24 protein-coding genes are annotated in these 25,699 nt (G+C 48.7%); 3 read left to right on the forward strand and 21 right to left on the reverse strand.

Translation table 11 applies throughout. From position 1 onward, the window contains the following. Positions 1-161: 161 nt before the first annotated feature. A complete protein-coding gene (locus HP399_RS21750; protein WP_217367674.1) occupies positions 162-344 on the forward strand; it encodes a hypothetical protein in 183 nt (60 codons plus the stop codon). 39 nt (positions 345-383) lie between these two features. Here HP399_RS21750 and HP399_RS21755 read toward each other — a convergent pair whose 3' ends face one another. The 11 genes from HP399_RS21755 to HP399_RS21805 form a co-directional block, all read right to left on the reverse strand. Beyond that, a complete protein-coding gene (locus tag HP399_RS21755; protein ID WP_173618948.1) occupies positions 384-1,379 on the reverse strand; it encodes a protein kinase family protein in 996 nt (331 codons plus the stop codon). Continuing rightward, entirely contained in the window at positions 1,366-2,364 is a 999-nt protein-coding gene (locus tag HP399_RS21760; RefSeq protein ID WP_173618949.1) for a phosphotransferase, read from the reverse strand. The genes HP399_RS21755 and HP399_RS21760 overlap by 14 nt, the downstream gene beginning before the upstream one ends. A gap of 14 nt (positions 2,365-2,378) precedes the next feature. Next, complete coding sequence (locus HP399_RS21765) at positions 2,379-3,872, reverse strand: LysM peptidoglycan-binding domain-containing protein (RefSeq protein ID WP_173618950.1); 1,494 nt, start codon at positions 3,870-3,872, stop codon at positions 2,379-2,381. A gap of 94 nt (positions 3,873-3,966) precedes the next feature. Beyond that, positions 3,967-5,376, reverse strand: coding sequence for a protoporphyrinogen oxidase (gene hemY / locus HP399_RS21770; protein ID WP_173618951.1), 1,410 nt, complete (start codon positions 5,374-5,376; stop codon positions 3,967-3,969). Positions 5,377-5,388: 12 nt separating this feature from the next. Next, on the reverse strand, positions 5,389-6,321 hold the full coding sequence (hemH, locus tag HP399_RS21775; protein WP_173618952.1) for a ferrochelatase: 933 nt from the start codon (positions 6,319-6,321) through the stop codon (positions 5,389-5,391). Positions 6,322-6,338: 17 nt separating this feature from the next. Further along, entirely contained in the window at positions 6,339-7,376 is a 1,038-nt protein-coding gene (gene hemE / locus HP399_RS21780; RefSeq protein WP_173618953.1) for a uroporphyrinogen decarboxylase, read from the reverse strand. Positions 7,377-7,514: 138 nt separating this feature from the next. Continuing rightward, positions 7,515-8,363, reverse strand: coding sequence for a DUF4097 family beta strand repeat-containing protein (locus HP399_RS21785; RefSeq protein WP_173618954.1), 849 nt, complete (start codon positions 8,361-8,363; stop codon positions 7,515-7,517). A gap of 1 nt (position 8,364) precedes the next feature. After that, on the reverse strand, positions 8,365-8,916 hold the full coding sequence (locus HP399_RS21790) for an HAAS signaling domain-containing protein (RefSeq protein WP_173618955.1): 552 nt from the start codon (positions 8,914-8,916) through the stop codon (positions 8,365-8,367). Beyond that, positions 8,903-9,232, reverse strand: a complete 330-nt coding sequence (locus tag HP399_RS21795; RefSeq protein ID WP_017247513.1) for a PadR family transcriptional regulator — start codon at positions 9,230-9,232, stop codon at positions 8,903-8,905. The genes HP399_RS21790 and HP399_RS21795 overlap by 14 nt, the downstream gene beginning before the upstream one ends. Before the next feature lie 182 nt (positions 9,233-9,414). Then, the gene (locus HP399_RS21800) at positions 9,415-11,289 is read right to left on the reverse strand and encodes a bifunctional metallophosphatase/5'-nucleotidase (protein WP_173618956.1); all 1,875 of its coding nucleotides are present in this window, start codon (positions 11,287-11,289) and stop codon (positions 9,415-9,417) included. A gap of 88 nt (positions 11,290-11,377) precedes the next feature. Continuing rightward, positions 11,378-12,169 (reverse strand): alpha/beta fold hydrolase, encoded by a 792-nt coding sequence (locus tag HP399_RS21805; protein WP_173618957.1) that lies wholly within the window; start codon positions 12,167-12,169, stop codon positions 11,378-11,380. A 110-nt stretch (positions 12,170-12,279) separates the two neighbouring features. On the opposite strand from HP399_RS21805, the gene HP399_RS21810 reads away from it, so the two are divergent. Further along, on the forward strand, positions 12,280-12,957 hold the full coding sequence (locus HP399_RS21810; protein WP_173618958.1) for an alpha/beta family hydrolase: 678 nt from the start codon (positions 12,280-12,282) through the stop codon (positions 12,955-12,957). Positions 12,958-13,012: 55 nt separating this feature from the next. On the opposite strand, the gene HP399_RS21815 is transcribed toward HP399_RS21810, so the two are convergent. From HP399_RS21815 to hemA, 7 genes are all read right to left on the reverse strand, one after another. Further along, the gene (locus HP399_RS21815; RefSeq protein ID WP_173618959.1) at positions 13,013-13,489 is read right to left on the reverse strand and encodes a GyrI-like domain-containing protein; all 477 of its coding nucleotides are present in this window, start codon (positions 13,487-13,489) and stop codon (positions 13,013-13,015) included. 116 nt (positions 13,490-13,605) lie between these two features. Further along, positions 13,606-14,895 (reverse strand): glutamate-1-semialdehyde 2,1-aminomutase, encoded by a 1,290-nt coding sequence (gene hemL / locus HP399_RS21820; RefSeq protein ID WP_173618960.1) that lies wholly within the window; start codon positions 14,893-14,895, stop codon positions 13,606-13,608. A 7-nt stretch (positions 14,896-14,902) separates the two neighbouring features. Then, on the reverse strand, positions 14,903-15,877 hold the full coding sequence (gene hemB / locus HP399_RS21825) for a porphobilinogen synthase (RefSeq protein WP_173618961.1): 975 nt from the start codon (positions 15,875-15,877) through the stop codon (positions 14,903-14,905). Next, positions 15,861-16,673 (reverse strand): uroporphyrinogen-III synthase, encoded by an 813-nt coding sequence (locus HP399_RS21830; protein ID WP_173618962.1) that lies wholly within the window; start codon positions 16,671-16,673, stop codon positions 15,861-15,863. Before HP399_RS21830 ends, hemB begins: the two co-directional genes overlap by 17 nt. Beyond that, positions 16,670-17,599 (reverse strand): hydroxymethylbilane synthase, encoded by a 930-nt coding sequence (hemC, locus tag HP399_RS21835; RefSeq protein ID WP_173618963.1) that lies wholly within the window; start codon positions 17,597-17,599, stop codon positions 16,670-16,672. Before hemC ends, HP399_RS21830 begins: the two co-directional genes overlap by 4 nt. 24 nt (positions 17,600-17,623) lie before the next feature. Further along, positions 17,624-18,442 (reverse strand): cytochrome C assembly family protein, encoded by an 819-nt coding sequence (locus tag HP399_RS21840; RefSeq protein WP_173618964.1) that lies wholly within the window; start codon positions 18,440-18,442, stop codon positions 17,624-17,626. Between the two features lie 62 nt (positions 18,443-18,504). Further along, a complete protein-coding gene (gene hemA, locus HP399_RS21845) occupies positions 18,505-19,869 on the reverse strand; it encodes a glutamyl-tRNA reductase (RefSeq protein WP_173618965.1) in 1,365 nt (454 codons plus the stop codon). A gap of 233 nt (positions 19,870-20,102) precedes the next feature. Here hemA and HP399_RS21850 point away from each other — a divergent pair, with 233 nt between their 5' ends. Next, complete coding sequence (locus HP399_RS21850; RefSeq protein ID WP_370642531.1) at positions 20,103-21,044, forward strand: DMT family transporter; 942 nt, start codon at positions 20,103-20,105, stop codon at positions 21,042-21,044. 48 nt (positions 21,045-21,092) lie between these two features. On the opposite strand, the gene HP399_RS21855 is transcribed toward HP399_RS21850, so the two are convergent. From HP399_RS21855 to lon, 3 genes are read right to left on the reverse strand one after another with little or no spacing between them, the layout of a single operon-like run. Further along, the gene (locus tag HP399_RS21855) at positions 21,093-22,445 is read right to left on the reverse strand and encodes a protein O-GlcNAcase (RefSeq protein WP_173618966.1); all 1,353 of its coding nucleotides are present in this window, start codon (positions 22,443-22,445) and stop codon (positions 21,093-21,095) included. A 39-nt stretch (positions 22,446-22,484) separates the two neighbouring features. Continuing rightward, complete coding sequence (yihA, locus tag HP399_RS21860) at positions 22,485-23,132, reverse strand: ribosome biogenesis GTP-binding protein YihA/YsxC (protein WP_173618967.1); 648 nt, start codon at positions 23,130-23,132, stop codon at positions 22,485-22,487. Continuing rightward, on the reverse strand, positions 23,129-25,468 hold the full coding sequence (gene lon, locus HP399_RS21865; protein ID WP_173618968.1) for an endopeptidase La: 2,340 nt from the start codon (positions 25,466-25,468) through the stop codon (positions 23,129-23,131). Before lon ends, yihA begins: the two co-directional genes overlap by 4 nt. Positions 25,469-25,699: the final 231 nt, after the last annotated feature.

Genomic DNA, 25,699 nt, shown 5'->3' on the forward strand with positions numbered 1-25,699 from the left:
TCACCTTTATTCGTTTCGTCCTAGCCTTCCTGCCCTACACCTTCCCTTTTCAGGCACCATTCAAACCACTATCTACTTCAATGAAAATGTTTTAGGCGTTTGCTCAAGGTTGTAGACACTGTCCAAAGTTGCCGCGCATATGCTGGAATGAGGTGATTGTGATGAATTTTCGTTGGAAGTATAACCCCACGTATTTACGGATCAAATACGGATGCAAACAGGTGCTCTTTCCGCTGTTGGTTTTTCAATTTATCCGAACGATTGTGTTTCCTACCTCTTTTGATGTCGTCCTTCTCGGTTTGTTAGCCATGCTCTATGTTGCCATCTCCCTTGAATGGTTATAAAAAAGAAAAACAACGCCCCACGCGGTGAGACGTTGCTCATTAAAAGGCTTGCTGGACCCAACGATGCAGGCGCATCAGACGGTCCATATCTTTTTCAAAACGTTGGACAGCGTAAAACTCGGTCCACTCACGGGGATGATGATAATAAATATCCAAGTCTCTCATGATCCTCTCTGGGAAGGAGAGAAACGAAGCCATCAGTTCAATTTCTTCCGGCCGCAGCGGAAATATCTCGGCATAGCGATGGAATAGTTGAGAAGCCCCAACCTCATCCCCCGCCATTTGAAAATAGGTACGATAAAATAGCGTCAAATCACGCACTGGTGTATCAAAGCTGGCACGATCAAAATTAAGCAGCCGTCCTTTTCCCGATCGATCTGGCACAACATGCTCAGGATTCGGGTTACCATGGATCAACGATAAGCGAAAATGAGCATGTGTCTCATGACGCTCTCGCCAATCGGTCAATAAGTCTGTCGCTGTTTGAGCCATTTCTTCAAGAAACTCCTTGTTAGCCAAAAACACCAGGTCAAAAGGGGAAGGATATTTACGTTCCTGCGCAAGTGTTGCCGCCTTATTCATTTGGTCTTGCCAATATTGCCAACGGTTCAGCAAGGAGTCGATAAGTGGCTCTACCTGTCTCGGATCATCGTAGCGATAGTTTTGTGTCAAATGATGAAGCTCCGCCAAACGCTCCAAGGCAGTGGGCGCCCAAGACAAGGGCTGCTCGGCCCATTCCTCACTTCCTGGCTGCCAAGGGGTTACGTAAAAGGCGGTGCTACCTTGTTGGACAAAAGGATCATCGTATTTCGTGTACGTAAAAGGAACCGCCCCATCCCATCCACGATGCTGCAATTGACGCAGCATATCGCTGACGAAAACAAGACGTTGAGCGGGTATTTGCGCTCGTTTGCATACGAAGGAGCCGTAGGGAGTCGTCGCCTTAAATACATTTGGCTCCTTTAAAACGTCAATGCTCTGGGCATACATGTCATACTCTTTGAACAAAGGAGCAATGTCATCAAACCGACTCATAGACTCCCTCCCTCCTCGAACGCTCGGCCCGCTCGGCAATATGCCGAAGCAGCAAGTCAACAGATTGTTGGCTCTGCAAGGCGTGCTCAATACCAGCGATCGACGATTCTTGATCCAGCGATACGCGCTTAACGTACGATTCGATACTCCTGTACACTTCACGAGGACGAGCCATAAAGGCGAGTATCAACGAATAGTTTCCATAGGTGAGTGGCTTGATTTCTTCATAGCCGTCAAAAAAAGCGTCAATCTGTTTCAGATCTTTGTGGGTCAAAAAGTGATCGCGCAAAAAAGTGGCAACGTCGCGTTGCTGGACTGAAATTACCGGCCTGAAAAAACCTCTCAAGTACAACTTCCCGTTTATCATTCCCCAGTTGTCACGCAAAAGGTCCCGATGGGATACAGCAACCGCCTCCGGAGTAATTCGCTCATGGGCAAGCATCGCAGCGGAACGGTCCATTCTTTGCAGCATAGGGGTCATGAGTTCCGATACCCAACGATTCTCCTTAGAATTCCGCCCAGATTTGGCTCGAAATGATTCGACCAGCTCTTTAGTACGCCTTCCTTTTTCTTCCACTTGCTGCTTTTCCTGCTTGAGCAAATCACTTCCAGACAGTAAAGGACTTTCCTGCTGAGACTGATGCATCATCGCGATCACGCGTCCGCATTGCCTCGCCATGTCATGGCCGGGCTGATAGTCTTCGAATTGTCGGTGATGATCGGTCATGGTAACGCCGCGTTTACCCAAAATCAAAAATGGCTTGGTGTCTCTCGTCCGAATAAACCGCTCCACTTCTCGAAACCCCTGACGAGCCAGTCGTTCGCGCCAAGCAAACGACCAGCGCATCACATCTACACGTGGCCAAACGTGGAGTTCTTTGGGGCCCCGGTTTGTCTCCAGTAAATAGCAATCATCTAGGGGCGTAATTCGGATTACGCGCGCCCGATATTGCTGGCAAACCTCGGAGAGATCAATTTTATCCACGGTCCCCCACTCCTCTATTGTGGGATGTACAAAATCTGCCCTGCTACAAGCTGCTCAGAAGCCAATCGGTTTACTTCCACGATTTTGGAGACAGGCAAGGAGTATCGTTGTGAAATATGCTCTAACGTCTCATCTCGCTGAATAATGCACATTTTCAGCTGACTGGAACGCTCTTCTTTTCTCCGGACAAACGACGTTAGATTTTGCATAGCCTCCACCGTAGAAGCGTTGACATTCGCCGCAGACCCATATCGCGAAGAGCTAGATGAAGATTCCGCCTCTAACGCCATCGCTTCCTGTTTGGCACGACTCGCTTGTGAGAAGATGGAAGTAATGTTCACACGACTTCTATCTTCCTGGGAGGGTTTCCCTGAAATCGCCACTCGCACTTCTACATCTTCCGCGGCAGCCTCTGGTTGTGCAACGACTGGTTCTGCTTCCGGCTCAGGTTCTGACTCGGATACAACACTGGCTTCCACCGCTTCTTGCACGGCTTCCTGCGACTCCGCTTCGACTGATGACCCTGTAGGTTCATTGGAAACTTGCTGGTATGCGATTGCCTGTTGATCGTGGATAGCCAGTATAGGCTCCTCATGTCCTTGTTCTTTTTCGGCTATTTCTCTCATCTGCTCTTGCTCATCTGCCAATACTGACTGCTCGGAATAGGCGACAGAAGAATCGTACGAAGCAGATTGTTGGGAATCGAAGTCATACGAAATAGGAGCAGTCTCCCAGGACTCTGGAAGATTGGACTGTGCCGACTGTGCCACTTCCAGCACATCACCATATTGCTCGTAATATTCATCCTCATCGGATTGAGCAATAGCCGGAGTATCGAACATGGAAGGAGATTCGGTTGATTCATAGGATGCTGGCAATGCCTGCCGCTCCAATTCCTCCTCCAGCGCACTCAGCTTTTGATCGATGTCATCGAGGGACGTCTGTTCCGTATATTCTTGCCCATCATCCCCAGCAGCAAAGGTGTATTCCCACGCTCCTTCGCCTGGACCTGCTGCCTGCGTTTCGATCTGTTCCGCTTGTTCTGCTCTATCCCCGAGGACTATCCCCAAAATCTTCAGATCGGCATCAATGAGCATTTGATGTGGTGATTCCAGCTTGTAGTCAAAGCTGTCCACAATTGCATAGATGTCTCCGATCTCGGTAATCCGATCCAATGGAATGGTGATGTTCAACGGAATGCGATGACCGATTTGTTCCTCCCAGCCATAAAAGGCTTGATCCGATGCTTCCTGGCGAAAGGGAGTAAAAGTCATGGCCTCAACCAGCGTTTCTCCTTCGCCGCCTGTCGCTTCTGCGGCTTCCCTGATTGGCTCGTACTTCCCTACTAATTGCAAGCAACCCGTGATCGAGATGTAGGAATCGTTTTCCAACACTTCCACATCTGGAACCAATTCCAGCTCTTGCAATTCACCTATTCCAGCTCTATCGGATGAGAGGAAAATGGTCTCCTTGATGGCAAAAGAGAGTTGCCCATCCTGTAATGCCATTCGTGCTCCTCCTTTCAAGTGCAGGACATTTCCCTATACTATATGGACAGGACGAGCCGTTTAGCACCGAAAAAAAAGGAAAAACCGGGGTTATCTATCTCCCCGGTTTTACAGACGCGATCCATTCTGCTATTGCTTTTTTCCCCTGATCAATACAATCGGGTACACCTACGCCACTGTACGACGCACCTGCCACGATAACACCAGGGAGTTTTTCTTTTAATTGATTGTTCACATCCTGCACCCAAGCCTGATGTCCGACAACATATGGTATGGCATTTTGCAAACGTGATACGTTATAAAAATCCGGCTCTGCTCGAATCGTCATGATCTTGCGCAGATCGCGGAGGACAACCTCCAAAATTTCCTCGTCTGTCTGCTCCATGAAGGATTGCTCTCCTGCTCTCCCTATGAAGCTACGCAGCAAGGCTTTGTTTTTCGGCGTCGTATGCGGCCATTTGCGATGCGCCCACGTACAAGCGGTAATTTTTGCTCCAGAATGCCGCGGTACAATAAATCCTGTCCCTTCCATTCCTAAATCAATGGCTGACTCTGGAAACGCCATCGCGATGGTTGCAACCATATGAGGCTTCGCTTGTGGCAGAGTAGGAACTTGTACATAAGGACGGAACAACGGCTCTGCGACAGCATGTGGCAAGGTAAACAATACCGTATCCGTCTCAATCGTTTCCCCATTTTTCAATACCAATGTGTACTTCCCGTCTGGACGTTTCACCAGTTCTTTGACACCGGTATTCTTGGAGATGACTTCTTCAGGCAGACTCTTCTCGATTGCCTCTACTAAGGACTGCAATCCGTTCTTCAACGTCAGGAAGATGCCTTTTGGCTTTTCTTGCGTTTTTACTTGCGGGCGAGAATGCTTCATCGCTACGATCAAGCTGCGATGCTGCTCCTCCATTTTGGCGAATTGAGGAAAACTCGCAAGCAAGCTGAGTTTGTCGAGATCCCCGGAGTATACACCGGACAATAAAGGCGCTATAAGATTATCAATAACTTCATTACCTAGCCTACGCCGAAAAAAGTCACCCACGGAGATATCGCCGTCTCCTTTTGATGTAGGAAGAACGAGATCCAAAGCTGCTCGAAGCTTGCCCGGCCAAGAAATAAGATCGGTCGTGACAAAGGGCATGAGCTTCGTCGGTACACCCATGACCGCTCCTTCTGGTATAGCTTTCAGGCGATCCTGATGCCAAATATAAGCTTGGCCTGTACTGTTGCGAACGAGATCATCCGCAAGCCCCAAGTCCACTGCCAGTTCAGCCGCACTCGTTTTCCGCTCGAGAAACGAATCGGGACCTTGCTCAATCACAAACCCTTCGTGACGCCATGTCTTGATTTTCCCACCAAGTCGTCCCTGCTCTTCAAGCAGTTGAAAACGGATTGGCAAGCCTTTTGCGTCGATTTCCTTTTGTAAGTAATAAGCAGCGGTTAACCCTGTGATGCCGCCGCCTATAATCGTAATATGATAGGTATTATCGCTCATATGATCGATCCCCTAATTCGCCAGCTTCTTTCCGACTGCATCAGCCAGACAGGAAATGAACGCAGGTCTGGCGTTAGGCATCGGTGGACGATTGTAATGTACCCCTAGCTCATCTGTAACCGCTTTGCATTCCACATCATTATCAAACAGAACTTCCAAATGCTCCGCAATAAATCCGACAGGACAGTAAACAAATGCTTGGTAGCCTTTTGCTTCGTACAGCTCTCTAGTCAAATCCTGTACATCTGGTCCCAACCACGGATCAGGTGTATTTCCGGCACTTTGCCATCCGATTGCATAAGAAGTGACCCCTGCTCGCTCGGCAATGAGCTTTGCTGTCTCTTCCAGTTGCATTGGGTACGGATCACCTGACTTCAAGATTTTTTCCGGCAGGCTGTGAGCGGAGAAGATCACAACTGCTTGTCCACGCTCTTCATCCGTCATCGTAGCAAACGTCGCTTGAATAGCATCTGCCCAATATCCGATGAAGCCTGGTTCCAGATACCAGCTCTCAATGCTCTGGATGACAGGTCCGCCAATTGCCTCGGAATGCTCCTGTGCTCGTCCATTGTATTCTTTGACGCTATAGCTGGAATAATGAGGCGCCAGAACAAGACTGATCGCTTCTGTAATCCCATCCCTCTTCATTTGCTCTACTGCGTCTTCGACAAACGGAGCGATATGCTTCAAACCAAGGTACCCTACAAATTCACGGTCTGGGTAGCGTTTGTTCATTTCCTGCTCGAGAGCGCGCACTTGCTCATCTGTAATGTCTGCAAATCGATTCAATCCATCTACAGCCTCGTAACGCGCCATCAAATCATCGAGCAGTTCTTGTGGTGGCTTACGACCACGGCGAATGTGCGTATAGTATGGTTCAATCTGTTCAGGACTGCGTGGCGTTCCATACGCCATTAACAAGAGTCCGATCTTCTGCTTTGACATGTAAGCGCCCCTCCTGATTAGATGTCCCTTTTGTAACTATGGATGAACTTCGTCAGTTGTTGCAGTGTTTCTACTTTGGCGTCAGGGAATACGCCGTGTCCCAGATTGAAAATGAAGCCTGGCTGTTTTGTGCCTTCATCCAAAATTTCCTTCGCCTTCGCTTCGAGCTTCTCCCAAGGAGCCAATAGCAGCGTTGGGTCCAAATTGCCTTGCAGCGTCTTCGTCACACCCATCTCACGAGCAGTTGTAATCGAAGTACGCCAGTCCAGACCAACCACATCAACAGGCAAGCGGTTCCAATCCATCAAAAGATGACCAGCGCCGATACCAAAATAGATCGTTGGCACGCCAGTATCTTTTAGTGCATTGAAGATACGAGTCATGACTGGTGTAATGTACTCGCGGTAATCTTCGTCATTCAATGCACCGACCCACGAATCAAATACTTGCACAGCTTGTGCACCTGCTTTAATTTGCGCCTTGAGGTAGGTGATAGTCATATCGCCCAGTTTTTCCATCAGCGCCTGCCAAGCAACTGGCTCGGTATACATGAATGCTTTTGTCTTATGATAGTGCTTAGAAGGGCCGCCTTCGATCAAATAGCTAGCCAGTGTAAATGGTGCACCTGCGAAACCGATCAATGGAACAGATAATTGCTGACGCAAAATCTTAATGGATTCAAGAATGTACGGCACATGCGTTTCCGGATCGAGCTCAAGCAGACGCTCAACATCCTTCAAGGATTCGATTGGGTTCGCGATCACAGGACCAATCCCAGATTCGATATTTACATCCACACCAATCGGTTTTAGTGGCGTCATGATGTCTGCAAACAAGATTGCAGCGTCAACGCCCAGTTGCTCAACTGGAAGACGTGTCACTTCCGCGCAAACTTCCGGTATGTAGTTCATTTCAAAAAAGCTATGCTTCGCGCGGATGGCGCGGTATTCTGGCTGATAACGCCCTGCCTGTCGCATGTACCAGACCGGAACATGCTCTGTCGCTTCACCGCGACATGCTTTCAAAAACGTGTCGTTAAAAGTTTTTGCGGTCATGAATAAACCTCGCTTTGCACAATTATGTTTCCTTCAATATGATACCATTCGTCATTCGACAAGTAATGTCTCTTTTGTGTCAAAATCTTTTCGTTTCTTCCGTTTCCAATCCTATCCATCAGTGTTTCCAAACTTCTCCTATTGAATGCGAACGTCCCCGGTAGAACTTCGCACAGTCATTTTGGGTCCACCTGATCCAATCGATGCCTTCACTTTGTATTCCTCGTTCTTTTCATAGGTAAGGTTAGACCAGGTGGTTTCAATGCCTCCTGTATCTGTCGTTACTTCCAACTTTGCTGCAACAGGCTCCTTGGCTACTGTCACTCGAATATCCCCGGTATCCGTTCGAATAGAAACGTCATGGGTCAACTCTGGCATTGTCAGTTTATCAATCTCGCCTGTAGAGCTTTCAATGACAACGGCCGAGCGAACATTCGCCAGATTGATATCTCCTGTAGCTGTCTGGACGTCAAGTGCTTCTCCTTCATAGCCCGACACGTCCACATCTCCATTGCTGGTGGATATTTTCGTGTTCTTTGCACGCAGCATTCCGCTCTTGATATCCCCTGTCATCGTTTCAAGCTGGACGTTCTCATACACTTTTTCTGGCAGGAAGAGCTCCAGCTTTACCTTTCCGTTGCGAGGATAAAACATATTGACGTGAGGGCGTTCACGCAGTTCTACGAGAAGCGTACCATCTGGTGAGACTACACTCTGAAACTCCAGTCGCTCCTGCTGTTGCTCGGATACTTCCCCGACCATCCGTACGCTCGCTTTTGGTTGCTTGCTTGCCATGATTTCCACATCAGCCGTTTCCGTCAGCAACTCAATCGCATTTACCTCTTGTTCGATCATGCGCTCTTCATTGACTTGTTTTAACGAAAAGGAGAAATTTTCTTGCTTCGTAAAGAGCCAGATGATTCCACATACACCGATGATGAACAAAAGAAGACTTATTCCAAAGAGTCTTTTCCCCAAATTTCGCATCTCATTTCCCCCTGATCATCTTCACGTTGAACTGGAGATAACGCAAGAACTGGCGATACAGCCATTTCGTCAATCGTAGCAAGCCGATGGCAAACATTCCGCCCAATCCTACGGAAACCATGCTGGAGAACAACAAGAAAAGTCGCTCTTGAGACGGGGCGGGAATCCCGTAATCCAAGAATATTCCGACTGGCGCGACCAAAAGCGCCGCAGTCATCGCATACAACCCCATCAGTATACCAATCAGGCCTAAAAATGGCCCCAAAACAAAGACGAGATTGAAAAATCCCAAGCTGATCGTGGCGACAATCGCTCTCGTCATATTCCCTACCGATGCGTTGGACTGTGCTTGATCAATTCGGTAGCCAGCCAAAAGCTCGCGTGCCACTAGCTTCGGACTTCCCAATCCTTCTGCAATTTCAAACTCCGTCTTTCCTTGTTTCATTCCCGAGAGAAAATGCTCTGTATAATCGGCAAGGATGTCTAAACGTTCTTTATCAGGCAAAGCGCTAAGCAAAGCATTTAACTCATCCATAAACTCACGCCTTGTCATATCCGAGTCCCTCCTCTATGATCTCATTTACCCCGCGGTTAAATATTCGCCACTCCAAAACGAGGTCATTCATGTATTGACGACCGCGATTTGTCAGCTGGTAATATTTCCGTGGGGGTCCCTCTTGTGATTCCGCCAAATAGGTCGTAAAAAATCCTTCCTGGGTCAAACGGCGAAGTAAGGGGTAAACCGTTCCTTCAGAGATATGGAATTTTTCTGAGATGCTCGCAACTAGTTCGTAGCCGTATCTGTCCTGCTTTGCTGTCAAGACGAGAACACACAGCTCCAGAACCCCTTTTTTAAACTGTACGTTCATCAACATCACCCATGTAAAAGCTTACCAAATGGCTACTATATATTGCAAGGTACTTCATAATAACAAAACCTCTTTTTCGCAGCATATCAAGAAGGTGCGACCGCGTTTTAGAGGTAGTTTATTGTGTCCGTACAGTAAAAAATGGACAGGGAGGTTTTTCTCCACCCCTGTCCGGTCAAACCTTATTTTACTTCAACAATGCGGTTTTCTACTTTTGGATTGACAGTTTTACGCTTGATCAAGCCTTCTTCCACAATGCTGTACATGGACAAGCCTGTGTTGAAGAATGGCTTTTTCAAAGATTCGTAACCATCTCCACCTGCTGCCAGGAAGTCGATCGTTGCCACTTTATACGTTTTGGTCAGGTCAAGCGGCTTGTCTCCAACTTTTACTTCTACTACGCGCTCGCCAGCTGGCTTGGATGGGTTGTACGTGAAGCTCATGCCGCTCACTTGCGGGAAGCGTCCTGCTCCCTCTTCTACCTTGCTCACGCCGTTTTCGAGGGCTTTCTTCAGCTCTTCGCCTGTTACTTCTACGACTGCCAGTGTATTGTTCTCGAATGGCAGGAGCGTGTACAGACCTTTTTTCGTGATATCGCCTGCTGGCAACTGTGTACGGATTCCACCACCGTTAGCGAGTGCTACATCTGCCTCATAGCCTTTGATGGACTGCGTGCGCTCCAGCATGATATCTGCGATCAGGTTACCTACGTTTGTTTCTTTCGTACGTACCAGTGCACGGTCACCATCGAGTGGCACTTCGGATTTCGCAATGGTAACATTCATGACAGTATCGATCTTGCCCACGATTTCTTTTACCATCTTATCTACGTCTGGATCAGCCACAACTGCTTCATCGTACTCTTTCAAACCGCCGCTGAATGCTACCAGTTCTTTGCCGAGGTAGTAGAGGTCAGCGCGTCCGAGGGACTTGCCGTACTCCCAGTCTTGTACGATGTACGTGCCGTTTACGAGTTCAGGTGCTTTCAGCGGAGTATGGGAGTGACCACCAACAATCAGGTCAATGCCAGGGACGTTTTTCGCGATTTCACGGTCTACGTTCACTCCGATGTGGGAAACAACAATCACGTGATCTACTTCTTTTTTCAGCTCAGGTACAAGTACTTTCGCCACTTCTACCGGGTTTTTGAATGTCAGCCCTTTTACGTTGTCAGGGTGAGTCAATACAGGTGTGTCTTCCGCTACGAAACCAACAAAGGCGAATTTCTTCCCACCAATCTCTGCTTTGAAAACAGGTGGCAGCAATTCTTTTCCATCTGCCTTGAACACGTTAGCAGAGATAACTGGATGCTCGAGCATGTCACGCAGCTTGAGCAGTTGCTCATAACCGAAGTCAAACTCGTGGTTACCGGCAGCCATTACGTTGTAGTCGAGGCTGTTGAGGATCGGAACAACAGATTCGCCTTTGAATTGGTTCACGAAAACGGTACCTTGGAAGGTATCACCAGCGTCCAAGAGCAAGAAGTTTTCGTTCTCTGCACGCCATTCCTTGAGCAAGGTTGCGATTTTGGCAAAGCCGAATTCTTTTTGGTTCTTGTCTTCTTGAATATGACCATGTGTATCGTTGGTGTGTGCAATCGTTACATGCGTGGTAGCAGCATCACCCAATGCTTGGAAAAATTCACCGCGCGTTACAGTCGCTTTGCTGTCGAGCTTCATTTTGTAGCCCAATTTGTCAGCCATTTGTGTCAGCTTGGCAGACGTTACGGCTTGCGCAGGGTTTTTATAGTCGTCTTGTGTGAGAGCACCTTGGCTCTTTGCCCAGTCGAAGTAAGGAGTAGACCAATGAGCTCCCTTAGCGGCTGCTCCCAGTTTTGCCTCTTTCAATTTAGAAAAAACAACAGTAGCCTCCGCGAGAGTCACGGCACGATCCAAAGCAAGATCGCCATTTTGACCCGCTGATACAATTGCCTTTTTCACCATCCAGTCAGTGTGCTGTACGGGATGCAATGGTGCTGCAAATGCTGAGGAAGACATCAGCGATGCAAACACGATAGATGCAAACGCCGTCATCGTAATCCGACGTGCCTTTTTCATGATAATTTCCCCTCTCGTCTATGTATAAATAAATAGGATAACGTTTTCATTATAGCAAAATTTGCTAGGACTATGGTGTGATATTTGTTTACTTTCTGTTTAGAAAGCTCTTGAAGGCCTCTGCCATTTTCTCTGGTGCCTCTACCATGCCCATATGCCCAACATCAGGCAACAACACTTGCTCTACGTTATTTTTATCTACTGTAAAAGTTTTTTCAGAAGGAATGATCTGGTCCTCTGTTCCTGCGACTAATAGCACAGGTAAAGTCGTTTCTTGCAGCACATGATTGCGATCCGCTCGATCACGCATGGCGATTAATGTTTGGATGGCTCCAACCGGGTTCGTCGCAAAACCAATTTCTTTTGCTAGCTGGACTTCTTCTCTCATCGTCTCGACATGGGAAGGTGCGAACAGCTTCGGTACGAGGGCTTTGATAAACGGCTCCATTCCATTTTGGCGGATGTTGTCTGCGCCTTTATCCCGATTGGCTTTGGCAGTGTCGTCATCTGGATATGGCGTCGAATGGATCAAGCCAAAGCTCGCTAGCTTGTCCGCGTATTGATTTGCAAATGCCAAGGTCACATAGCCACCGAGCGAATGTCCAAACAGATGAATCTTCGCTAAACCCAGCTCATCTACAAACAAAGCCAGATCGTCTGCAAAGCGCTCCATCGAATACGATTCATCAGGCGCCGAGCTGTTTCCATGACCACGTAAATCGATCGCAATGACACGATTGGTTTTAGACAAGAGCGGAACTAGCTTATGCCAGTAAGATGAGCTCCCGCAAAAACCGTGGATCAAAACAAGCGACTCCCCTGTTCCTTCTTCTACATAGGCTATTTTGATGCCGTTACTCAGTTGGACTTCCTTTTTCATCGAATCATACTCCTTTAATGTTTGTTTACTTCTTGTCAAAAAGTGCTGCTGACCCTTACGATTGGAAAATAACCCCTGTTTCGAAGAACATGAAAGAGGTGCATATGTAGATGGTATACCCAAAAACAGGTTCCGTGATCGTCAGGGACGGGAAAGAAATGACGTACACGCACATTCAGGCAAATCAGACGCCATCTCGCTCCGTCTGTTTTTTCTTTCCCGGAGCCAGCTATTCGTTCGACAGGCCTTATCTGTATTATTCTACCATGCTTTTATTGAGCAAACAGATCGATCTCGTCCATGTACATGCAGAGTATGGACGAGACAATACGGATTTTTGGAATAGCTCCTTCGCCAAACGAAGTGCTTGGATCAGCGAGGAGATGCAAACGGTTGTCTCACATGTGCTGGATGTTCACGCGTATGAACGAGTATTCTTCCTCGGGAAGTCACTCGGTACGGTACCGATTACATGCGGATTGCTTAAGGAATCTCGTTTTGTCCGTTCATCGGCTATCTTGTTGACGCCATTACTGACTGAGGATGTGTTCCATACGGAATTGCTGACTCTCACTCAACAGGTCTTTCTCGTCTCAGGCACCGCCGATCATTACTACAATCAGGATGTGGTTGATCAGCTTGCTACATCCAAACCAAACATTCAGCTCCATCTCCCGCAAAACGCCAAGCACTCCCTCGATGTTGATCTCTACGTCGATGATTCCCTTCAAGTGCTACAGTCTGTCATGGGCAAACTAGCATGTTTCTTGGACAAGCAAATAGATTGACAGCAAAAACAACACCTCTTGCCCGTACTAAAGAGAGGTGTTGTTCTCTTGTTTTTTACCGAAGCGGGATAAAGATTTCATACGCATTGTCGACCCGAGCAGACTCATGCACAGATGGAACATACCGTTGATCGTAGCGCTCCATGCGAAGAGCTTGCTCGTCCACCTGATGGCCATTCTCGTTGAGCCAGCCAAACAGGCCGTGGTATGTATATTGTACCTGTTCCATCGGTCCTGTGTGGGTAAAGCGGGCGTATGTCTTCGCTGGCATCGTGAACCCGATCATGCCCTCAGGGATATGCTCGAAACGCTCTACTTCCACCACAATGTACTCGGTATACATTTGGTACGTCCGATTCTCTTCGCTGATGTCGTAACGAATATCTGGTGAAATCACGAGAGGAATCTCATCCTGGCGCTTCAAAAAAGTCTCCCACAGCTTTGGCATGTATTCCACAAGCATCGGAAATGCACCAGAGAAGCTAAGGCCAATCAGATGCTTTTGCGGTACGTGAACAATCATCCCTTCCATGTCTCCACCTCATCATCTGCATTTTCCTTCGTATTTTGACAGGGAGTGGAAAAATCCTGCAAAAAAAAATCAAAAAAGCACCTCCTGCATCAGGAAGTGCTTCTTCTTTTCATTCTTTATTCAAACGCTTTTTTCATCGCTTTGTAGCTCGCTTCAATCGTCCGTTCGATATCTTCATCAGTATGTGCCAAGGAAACGAACATACCCTCAAACTGGGACGGCGGGATCATGATGCCTTCCTCCAGCAGATAGCTAAAGTACGCGGAGAAACGCTCCAGATCGGATGTTTTCGCTGTTTCATAGTTGATAACCGGTGTCTCTGTGAAGAACAGGCAAACCATGGAGCCTACGCGATTGAGCGTGTGCGGAATGCCCAGCTTCTTGGCATTGTCAGCCAAGCCTTCAGCCAAACGAGCGGACATCTTCTCCAAGCGTTCGTAAGCGCCTGGTTTGCTGAGCTCTTGCAAGGTAGTCAAGCCTGCTACCATTGCCAAAGGATTACCCGACAGCGTTCCTGCTTGATAGATTGGTCCTGCTGGAGCCACTTGCTGCATGATCTCCCGTTTGCCGCCGTATGCACCAACTGGCAAGCCACCGCCAATGACTTTCCCCATCGTTGTCAAATCCGGAGTAATGCCGTACAGCTCTTGTGCACCGCCCAATGCTACACGGAAGCCAGTCATGACTTCATCGAAAATGAGCAGTGTCCCATGTTTCTCCGTAATTTCACGCAGTCCTTCGAGGAAGCCTGGCTGTGGAGGAACGACCCCCATGTTGCCGCCGATTGGCTCCACAATGACTGCTGCCAGATCATCGCCAAACGATTCAAATGCCAGTTTGACGCTTTCCAGATCATTGTAAGGAACCGTAATCGTGTTGTGTGCTGTTCCTTCTGGTACGCCTGGGCTGTCTGGAAGTCCGAGTGTAGCCACACCAGAACCAGCTTTGATCAACAGGCTGTCTGCATGACCATGGTAGCAGCCCTCGAACTTCATGATTTTGTTGCGTCTGGTATAGCCACGCGCGAGACGCAGAGCGCTCATCGTCGCCTCTGTACCGGAGTTCACCATGCGCACGACTTCTACAGATGGCACGATCTCACAAACGAGCTTTGCCATTTCTGTTTCCCGCTCAGTCGGTGCGCCGAAGCTGGTTCCAAGCGCAGCTACTTCCGTAATCGCTGCGAGGACACGCGGATGCGCATGACCCAAGATCAATGGACCCCACGAGCCGATGTAGTCAACATAGCTGTTACCATCCACATCAAAAATGCGGGAGCCTTCTCCTTTTGCGATGTAAACAGGATTGCCTCCGACGCTCTTAAAGGCACGGACCGGACTGTTTACTCCGCCTGGTATGTAATGCTGTGCTTCTGCAAATAACTGAGTAGATTTTTCTCTATTCATCTCGTGCTCACCTCGCCAGCCATTTTGCAACATCTTTTGCATGGTACGTAATGATCAAATCTGCACCTGCGCGCTTGAAACCAACCAATGTTTCCATAACGATACGCTCTTCATCGATCCAGCCATTCAGAGCTGCCGCTTTTACCATGGAATACTCTGCACTCACATTGTAAGCCACGATCGGCAGGTTGAAGTTCTCACGCAGACGAAGGACCATGTCCATGAAGGCAAGACCTGGCTTCACGATCAAGAAGTCAGCGCCTTCTTTTACATCGGAAGCTGCCTCTCGCATTCCTTCACGTGCATTGGCCGCGTCCATTTGATAGCTTTTGCGATCGCCGAATTGTGGAGTCGAGCCTGCCGCATCGCGGAACGGCCCGTAGAAAGCAGAAGCGTATTTCACCGCATAGGACATGATCGGAATGTGTTCAAAACCAGCCTCGTCCAAAGCTTCACGGATTGCAATCACGAAACCGTCCATCATGTTCGAAGGTGCAATGATATCTGCTCCAGCTTTTGCTTGGGAAACGGCGGTCTGACCCAAAAGCTTCAATGTTTCGTCATTCACGACTTCGCCTTCATGAATCACACCACAGTGACCATGATCGGTGTATTCACACAGGCATGTATCTGCAATCACGAGCATTTCCGGATGGGCTTCCTTGATCAGACGCATCGCCTGCTGGGTAATCGCATCATCATTGTACGCCTCTGTTCCACATGCGTCTTTATGTGTTGGTACCCCAAACATTAAAACAGCTTGAATTCCCAGAGCTACGATTTCCTTCATCTCTTCGGCCAGTTTGTCCAAGGAGAGCTGATACACGCCTGGCATGGACGGAATCTCATTCTTAATACCGGTTCCTTCCACTACGAATAACGGATAAATCAAGTCTTCCACCCGTACGTGGTTCTCCCGCACCAGATTACGCATAGCCGCGCTTTTGCGAAGACGGCGATGACGGTCAAATGTTTGTGCCATGTCGATTCCCTCCCAGATTCTCTATGATAGCTACTAGTAATCCTTCCACGGTGTACTCACTCGCTACCACATGAACAGAAAGCCCGTTTTGTTTTGCTGTATCGGCCGTTATTGGTCCGATACAGGCTATCTGAACGTGCTTAAGCCAGTCAAACGATGCATAAGGCTCCATCGCTGCCATAAAATGGGTCACCGTTGAAGAGCTGGTAAACAAGATGATATCGATGAGACCTTGCTGGAGCTTTTCCGCTGCATCTGGAGCCTGCTCTGCATCAATGACAGTGTGATACACGTCTACCTCTGTCACAGCAAGTCCCAAGCGAGCCAACTCCTTTGGCAATGCCTTGCGGGCAATATCAGCACGAGGCAGCAGAACGCGCTGACCAGGAAACAGTTGATCATACAAGCTCGAAAGCAAGCCCTCCGCCACGTAATCAGACGGGATGACAGCTACTTCGAGTCCGTGATGCTCAAGGGCCTGGGCCGTCTTCGGACCGACCGCAGCAATTTTGCCAGTGAACGCTTCAAGGCCTACCCCGACCTCGCGCATGCGCTCCAAAAAGAAGCGTACGCCATTCACACTCGTGAAGACCACCCAGTCGTATGTTGGCAACTGGGTGATGGCTTCGTCGAGCTTGGCAGTGTCCGTCGGCGGCATCATTTTTAACAGGGGAAATGCGTATGCTTCTCCACCCAACCGCTCGATATGTTCAACGAGCTCGCGAACTTGACTTCTTGCCCGCGTGACCATGATGCACTTGCCAGTCAGCGGCTTGTGCGATCCGTGGACAATCATTGCTCATTCTCCCGCAGTACTTGCGCAAGTACGTCTCCCGCTCCTTGCGCCAGAAGAGCTTCCGCCACTTGAATACCCAGGGCTAATGGATCCTGGCCAGTCGCCGTGTTTTTGAACATTTGTTTCCCATCTGGGGAGCCAACCATTCCGGTCAAAGTAATTTCATTGTTCTCACCAATTGTCGCATATGCGCCAATCGGCACCTGACAGCCTCCTTGGAGTTTATGCAGGAAGCTGCGCTCTGCCGTTACCGCCAAACGCGTCAGTGCGTCATCAAACTGCTTCAAGAGAGCGAGTGTCTCCTCATCGTCTGCACGGCACTCGATGGCAAGCGCACCTTGACCGACAGCTGGCAAGCTGATTTCAACAGGCAGGAACTGCGAGATGTTCCCTTCAAAATTCACGCGCTCAAGTCCAGCTGCAGCTAGGATGATCGCATCAAAATTACCTTCCTCCAGCTTGCGCATGCGCGTATCAATATTTCCACGCAGAGATTCGATCTGAATGTCAGGGCGATGTGCGAGAATTTGTGCAGAACGGCGCAAGCTACTAGTCCCTACCAAAGCTCCTTGTGGTAATTCATCCAATGTCTTGCCGTCCTTGGAAAGCAGGACATCACGGGGATCAACACGCTTTGGAATCGCGCCGATTACCAAGCCCTCTGGCAATTCAGCTGGCATATCCTTCAAGCTGTGTACCGCAAAATCGGTTTCCTTATCGAACAAGGATTGCTCGATTTCTTTAACAAACAACCCTTTTCCGCCTACTTTGGACAAAGTCACATCGAGGATTCGATCGCCTTTTGTCACGATTTCATGCAATTCAAAATCAGCCTCAGGTGATAACCCTTTTAGTTGATCTATGACCCAATTCGTTTGGGTGAGCGCCAATTTGCTGCGACGCGTTCCCACTTTCCATTTTCCCATGACAGCCTCCTTGATGAACAGCCCCTACCACCAGTCGTGAAATGTAGAAGTAGTGAAGCCTAAAAAATTGATAAGCAGTAACAAAAACGCCAGGACGTTCCACTGCGCGAGTCTGCGCATCTGCACCGTATCCCGATAGCGTTGGTACAGCCATAGCGAATAAATCGCAAGAACCAGCATGGAGAGCACTACTTTTGAATCTAGCAGAAATTTCTCCGGCAAAACCATTTTACCCCAAATGATCCCTAATACAATCGAGAGCAAGAGCATCGGTACACCCAGCATGTTCATTCGGTACGCGTAGCCTTCCAATTGATCGAGGCTAGGCAACCGCCTGAGCAACGGGGACCAGCGTCTTTCCTTGAGCATTTTGTGCTGAAGCAAGTACATGGCCGAGAAGATCATGGAGAGCGAGAACGCCCCGTAGCTAAACATGGCCAGTGTCACATGTGTCAACAATAGCTCAGAGGTCAAGATACTCGATACAGCCTCAATCGGCGTTTCCGGCAAAAACATCGACATGACGAGCACGACGAACCCGATAATATTAGTAAAAAATACCAGCAAATCAATCCGAAAAAAATAGTGAATGGTAAGCGACAAGCCTACCAGCACCCATGAATAAAAAAAGAGCGTCTCAAACAGCGTAATGACTGGAAAATACCCCTTCATGACTGCTTGCGAGACAAAAAATGCGGTTTGCAAGGCCCAAACGACAACAAGCAACCCGAAAGCCAGACGATTGACTTTCCGGTTGCTTTGCAAGAAGTCGTTAAAATAGAAGAGAACACTTGCAGCGTAGAGAAAGATCGTCAAGTCGTAGATCCATCTCACCTCGGCCATGTACTCTCTCCCCCACTTTCCCAATCGGTTTCTAACAGTAGCAGATAGATTGTTAAGTCAGCTTAGTCAGGGAACCGGGAAGCCAATACTTGCTCCCGAGAAGAAGATGTCTGTTTATTTTTATCGTTAGACCAGATTGCTTCCTGTTCTTTTCGCTCCAGGATCTCCTCCAACGCAAACATTTTCTCGAAAATATCCAATACTTCTTCCCCATCTTTGGTAGCTGCCATTTCTTTTAAACGCACGACCGGATCGTGCAACAATTGATTGACAATGCCCTTGGTTGTCTTGCGGATGATGTGCATCTCCCGCTCAGACAGGTTCGGCAGCTTGTTTTCGATTTTTCGCATCGCTTCGCTTTGGATCGTGTTTGCCTTGTCACGCAGTGCAGCAATGAGTGGCGCCACTCCAAGCGTCTGGTACCAGGTCGTGAATGCCACAATCTCTTCTTGAATCATGACATCCAGACGTTCCGCTTCACGAGAACGTTCTGCAACGTTACTCGCAACGATGCCTTCGAGATCGTCAATATCATATAAAAATACGTTATCAAGATCATGCAAGTCAGGATTCAGGTCGCGAGGAACTGCGATATCCACCATGAACAACGGACGATGCTTCCGTTGTTTCATGATCGGAGCCAGTTCTTTTTTGCCGAGGACATAACCTGTCGCTCCGGTCGAGCTGATGACGATGTCTGCTGTGAGCAGTGCCTCTGGCAGCTGCTCCATCGTACAGGAGTCACCCTTGAACTTTTCTGCCAAAAGCTGTGCTCTCTCCAATGTACGATTCGCTACCATGACGCGTTCCGATCCATTTGTGTGCAGGTGCTTGGCGGTGAGCTCACTCATTTTGCCCGCTCCGACGATCAGGACAGACTTCCCTGCGAAGGAACCGAAGATCTTTTTCCCCAGTTCGACAGCAGCGTAGCTGACAGAAACCGCATTTTGTCCAATCGCTGTCTCTGTATGGGCACGCTTGGCGAACGTAATCGCTTGCTTGAATAAGGTGTTAAAGACAGTCCCTGTCGTTTGACGCTCCTGCGCCAACAGGAACGCATCCCGGACTTGTCCGAGGATTTGTGTTTCTCCCATTACCATCGAATCAAGACCGGAAGAGACGCGGAACAAGTGCTCGATTGCCTGTTCGTTCTCTTTTATATAGAGATGATCCTTAAATTGTTCTTTCTCCACGCCGAACCATTCAGCCAAAAAACGGCGGGTATAGTCTCGGCCAATATTCGCCTGGTCGCAAACGACGTAAATTTCCGTCCGGTTGCACGTCCCCAGGATGATACATTCTGCGATACTCTTCGTCTGGGAGAGAAGATGAAGAGCGCGTGCTGTTCCATCGTCGCTGAATGTAAACTTTTCGCGAATTTCGACAGGAGCTGTTTTGTAGTTTAAACCCAGCAAAAGAATATCCATAATGTCCTCCCAGAATAACAAACCTGTTAGCGGCATATGTAAAATGCACTATTATTATATCATTATGTCCCGAATCGGATAAGAGTAATTGTGAAAAGTTTATTAACGGAGTGTACTTTGCGTATCTCCTATATAATCCGCTTGCGTTCCATCCGGGAATCCCTTATGATGTCGGCTATACATGAAAACAGAAGAAAAATTGCGAAAATGTCAGAAAGGAGAGGAAAGAATCTTTGAGAAAACCTTGGATGGCAGACATAACGCTGCTCCTCGTCGCAGTTATCTGGGGAACTACGTTTTTGATCGTACAACAGGCAATCGCATCGCTGCCTCCCAATACGTTTAACGCTGTTCGTTTTACCATTGCTGCGTTATTTTTATTGATCATCTATTTCATCCGCAATCGTCATCGTGGGCAGACCTCTGAATGGAGAGGGCCACTGCTTCGTGCAGGCGTCATCCTCGGCTTTTGGCTCTGTCTGGGATACGCCTTACAGACCGTAGGACTTTTGTATACTTCGCCGTCCAAAGCTGGCTTTATCACTGGATTATCCGTCGTATTGGTGCCGCTCTTCTCTTTTTTGCTCTTACGTGAGCGCGTCAAGCCTTTCGCTATCGTCGGTGTGATTCTAGCAGCATTCGGCTTGTATCTGCTGACGCAGAACCAGTCATTCTCCTTTAATCTCGGTGATGCCCTGATCTTCGTCGGTGCAATCTGCTTCGCCATGCAAATTGTCTCTACCGGTAAATACGCACCTCGTTTTGCAGCATTGCCCCTTGCCATCACGCAATTAGGCACGGTAGGTGTGATGAGCTGGCTGTATGCCTTTTTCTTTGAGGATTGGAGTCGTGCTTTTGATCCGGCGATCTTGCTCATACCCGAGGTGGCCTTTGGGTTGATCGTCACTTCTATTTTCGCCACGGCACTGGCCTTTCTCGCGCAGACAGCCTTGCAAAAACAAACCAGCTCGACGCGGGTCGCTCTCATTTTCGCTTTGGAACCCGTATTTGCTGCAGTCACCTCATACGTCTTTATTCATGAAATATTGAGTGGAAGACAGTTAACCGGATGTCTCCTTATTTTCACCGGCATGATTCTCGCTGAGCTGCCGATTCAAGAATGGGTGCGGAGTTTCCGTCAGAGAAAGCCAAGTGACGGTCGTGAATCCGCCTGATTCGAAAAGCAAAAAAGTTCCTTCTCCCCTGCGGGAAAGGAACTTTTTTTATGAGCTCTTCTTGACCTCTAGCATTACCGCATCCACAAAAAGCTGCATGACCGGTCCGCACACTTCTTGCGGGTAACGCTCCGTTCGTTTGAGCCACTGTTTGAGGCGGAGCAAGTGATACGCTGCTTGTGGCAGTCGCCCTCTTGTCCCATGATCGATGAGAGCGACTGCCGACAGACCGACCTTGGTCCACAGATGGAACTTCTCCACCCACGGCCTCGTTTCTTCTGCCAGCTTCTGATTCGTCATTCCTGCCAACAGCTTGTCTGCCGCAGCCTCCATCTTCTGAAAAAGAGCCGTCAAGTCAGCAATGGCTTTTTGCCGATCTCCCTGCAAAAAATGAAAGCGGAAGGTCAGGATAGCTTCTAGCAATCGCGGCGATTCCACCTCGCATAAAAACGAGCTTTGCACGTTATCCGCAAAGGTGAAGAAAGCATTTGCATCCTTTTGTCCCGCTACTTCCTCTACGGCTTGTTTCCATACTCTATCAGGATCGTAGCCGATCGGATCTCGCAAATAAGCTGCCGTCGTAATCAAAGGAATCTTCGAGCATTCTGATCTAGACATCGCATTCGCCACATAGCCTGCTGCGTATTGCCACAGGTCAGGATCACGGTGACGCAATGGACCGATATGTAGTTCGTTCGCCATCGCCAAATCATTCACCGGGTAGTTGTCCCAATAAAATGGCTGATGACCCGTGTACTCCTGAAAGCGAATGGCATCACCATCCGTCAGGTAGGGCGAGCAGACGAATCGTCCCGTCCAGAACAAATCGATTTCTGGCGGCAAATGCTGGCCGAGGTACATGATGTACGCTTCTTTTCCAATCCCGTTGTATTGAGTAGGACAGACAACCAACTTAACTGGTTCGCCCCAACTGCGTATCAAATCCCACACATAAAGCGTCGTTCGGGCATGCGCCTCCGCCAAATGGGCAAACTCGGCTACATCCTTCTCATGCAATAGATGCATGGGGATATCATCGAACAATAACGCAAAGTAGCGCACACCGCGATCGTACAAATCCTGATACTTCCTACCTAACAGCTCCAAGTGCTGACGATTCGTATATTCCATGCTGAGCCCAGGACCCAAGCAATAAATAAACTGCATGTTGCGAGTCTTAGCCCGCTGGATCAGCTCATCTAACTGTTGATTGGCTTTCACAGGAAGCGGCTCCATCCAGCGTTCCCGCAGATACTCGTCATCTTTTGGAGCGTAGAAATACGCGTTGTAATCATGTCGGTGCAAAAAATCGATCATATCCAGCCGCTCTTCATGTGTCCAGGGTGTTCCATAGAAGCCTTCGATCACACCACGTACTGCAAAGCAAGCACTCCCGCTCACTCAGATGCTCCCTTCCCCACGACGAATTGGGTCTAAGAATTACTCATTGGCTGGAGCAGTCTCCTCAGCCTTAGTAGCCGTCTCCCTGGCCATTTCCTCGCCAGCACGGATACGACGCATGATTTCTGCCCACAGTTCATCCTTACCTTGACCTGTCTCCGAGGAAAATACGATGATCGTATCATCCCCGCGCAAATTCAGGCTTTGACGGATGATCTTCGTATGCTGTAGCCAACGCCCGCGAGCGATTTTATCACCTTTCGTCGCTACGACTACGGTAGGGATCCCGATTTGCTTACACCAATCGTACATCGCAACGTCTTCTTTACTCGGAGCATGACGAATATCGACTAGTTGAATAATGAAGCGAAGCTCTTCCCGATTTTTCAAATAGCCCTCGATCATTTTTCCCCATTGTTCCTTGATCGTCTTCGCTACCTTTGCATACCCATAACCCGGGAAGTCAACGAAGTAGAGCATTTGATTCACACGGAAATAGTTTAATGTCTGGGTTTTACCCGGACGAGAACTGATCCGGGCAAGCCCTTTGCGGTTCATCATTTTATTGAGCAAGGATGATTTTCCTACGTTGGAGCGTCCTACCAGCGCGATCTCATGGAGACCATCAGTCGGATACTGCTTTGGTCCAACCGCGCTGATAATAAACTCTGATGATGTTACCTTCATGCTTTGTCACCTACTGGCTGTTTAGTTAGAGCGTGACGCAGCACTTCATCTAAATGATCAACTGGATAGAATGTCAGTTCACCGCGTACGCTCTCCGGGATATCCTCGATATCCTTCTCGTTGTCTTTTGGCAAAATGATCGTGGTTAAACCTGCACGGTGAGCAGACATGCACTTTTCTTTCAGCCCGCCAATTGGTAGAACCCGACCTCGCAACGTAATCTCCCCCGTCATCCCCACTTCTTTTTTCACAGGGATTTTCGTGAGGGCGGATACGAGTGCGGTTGCCATAGTAATCCCAGCAGACGGACCGTCTTTTGGAATCGCCCCTTCTGGAAAGTGGATGTGGATATCGTTCTTCTCATGGAAGGACGGATCAATTCCCCACTGATCTGCATGGGAGCGAATATAGCTGAATGCAGCCTGTGCAGATTCCTTCATGACATCACCCAGTTTCCCTGTCAGGGTGAGCTTTCCTTTTCCAGGCAAAATGCTGACTTCTACATTCAGCGTATCTCCGCCTGCTTGTGTCCAAGCCAGACCCGTAACGGAGCCGACTTGATCTTTTTTCTCCGCCAACCCATAGCGGTAGCGCGGTTTGCCGAGGAGTGTCTCCAACGTCTTAACCGTAACCACGACACGCTTCTTCTCACCGCTCACGATCAGCTTGGCAGCTTTGCGGCATACGTTGGCTGCTTCGCGATTGAGGTTGCGAACACCCGCTTCTCGCGTGTACAGACGAACGAGCTTCAGCATCGCATCGTCGTTCATTTTCAGCTTATCTTTGCCCAGACCGTGATCCTGCATTTGCTTCGGCAAGAGGTAATCACGCAAAATGTTCAGCTTTTCCAGTTCGGTATAGCTGGAAATTGAGATGACCTCCATCCGGTCCAAAAGCGGACGCGGAATCGTATCGAGACTGTTTGCGGTCGTAATAAACATGACGTTCGTCAAATCATAGGTCTCTTCGATATAGTGGTCACTGAATTTGTCATTTTGGTTTGGATCGAGTACTTCGAGCAGTGCAGACGCAGGGTCTCCGCGGAAATCAGACGCGAGCTTGTCGATCTCATCCAGCAAAAAGACAGGATTAATCGTACCAGCTTGCTTCATTCCTTGTATGATTCTTCCTGGGAGAGCACCTACATACGTGCGGCGGTGTCCGCGAATCTCTGCTTCGTCGCGTACTCCACCCAAGGAAATGCGAACGAAATTGCGCCCGATTGCACGCGCTACGGAACGGGCCAGAGACGTTTTCCCGACACCCGGAGGGCCTACCAGGCAAAGGATCGGTCCACGCATGGAGTTTACCAGCTTTTGTACTGCCAAATACTCCAAGACGCGCTCCTTGGGTTTATCCAAGCCGTAATGATCTTCATCGAGAACTTGCTGCGCATGATGAATATCCAGATTATCTTCTGTTGTTTTCGTCCACGGCAGCGCAAACAAGGTATCGATATACGTACGGATGACTGAGCCTTCCGCAGAAGTCGCCGGCATCTTCTCCAGACGCTCAAGCTCCTTCTCGATCTTCGTTTTGATCCGCTCAGGAGCGTCCGATTTTTCGAGTTGAGCACGCAGCTCATCTACTTCGCCTTGGCGTCCGTCCTTGTCGCCCAGCTCTTTTTGGATAGCTTTCATTTGCTCACGCAGGTAATATTCCTTTTGCGTGCGCTCCATCTGTTTCTTCACGCGGTTGCCGATCTTGCGCTCCAGCTCAAGTACCTCGCGCTCGTTGTTCAAAATGGTCAAGAGAATTTCGAGACGTTCCTTGATGTTGGTCGTCTCCAAAATTTCTTGTTTATCCTTCATCTTAAGCGGCAAATGCGAAGCAATCACATCCGCCAAACGTCCCGGTTCCTCAATGTCCTGCACAGAGGTTAGCGTCTCTGGAGAAACCTTTTTGGACAGCTTGATGTACTGCTCAAAGTGGCCCAGCAAGGAACGCATTAATGCTTCCACTTCGTTTTGCTCTGTTTTTTCATCTTGCAAATATGTAATCGACACGACGAAATAATCTTCCTGTTGAAGATACTCCTCGATCTTCGCGCGTTGCAAGCCTTCTACCAATACACGGATTGTCCCATTCGGCAGCTTCAGCATTTGTTTCACACGCGCAACGGTACCAATACTGTAGATTTGCTCAGCATCTGGCTCTTCTATATGGACCTCTTCCTGTGTCGCAAGCAAAATCTTGTTATCGTCTACCATGGCTTGCTCCAATGCGCGGATGGACTTTTCCCGTCCAACGTCCAAATGGAGTACCATTGTCGGATAAACAAGCAATCCTCGCAACGGGAGAAGCGGTAATTCTCGTTTACCGGAACGTTCGCCCAAGCGGATGCACCTCTCCTTGTTGATCTACCCTCTTACAAAGAGCCTTATAACAGACAAAAACGGCCCTCAAAGCCGTTTTTCTAACGCCCGCCCGGCCCCAAAAAACGAGACAAAAAAGATCATACGCAATCATTTTTTGTGGAGCTCGTTTCAGGCCGGGCAAGGCCTCAGGCTCTTTGCAAGCAGAAGCTTTTTTCCATTGTAGCGCAAACACAATCCGATGTCTAATCC

The sequence above is a fragment of the Brevibacillus sp. DP1.3A genome (genome assembly GCF_013284245.2).
GTDB lineage: Bacteria > Bacillota > Bacilli > Brevibacillales > Brevibacillaceae > Brevibacillus.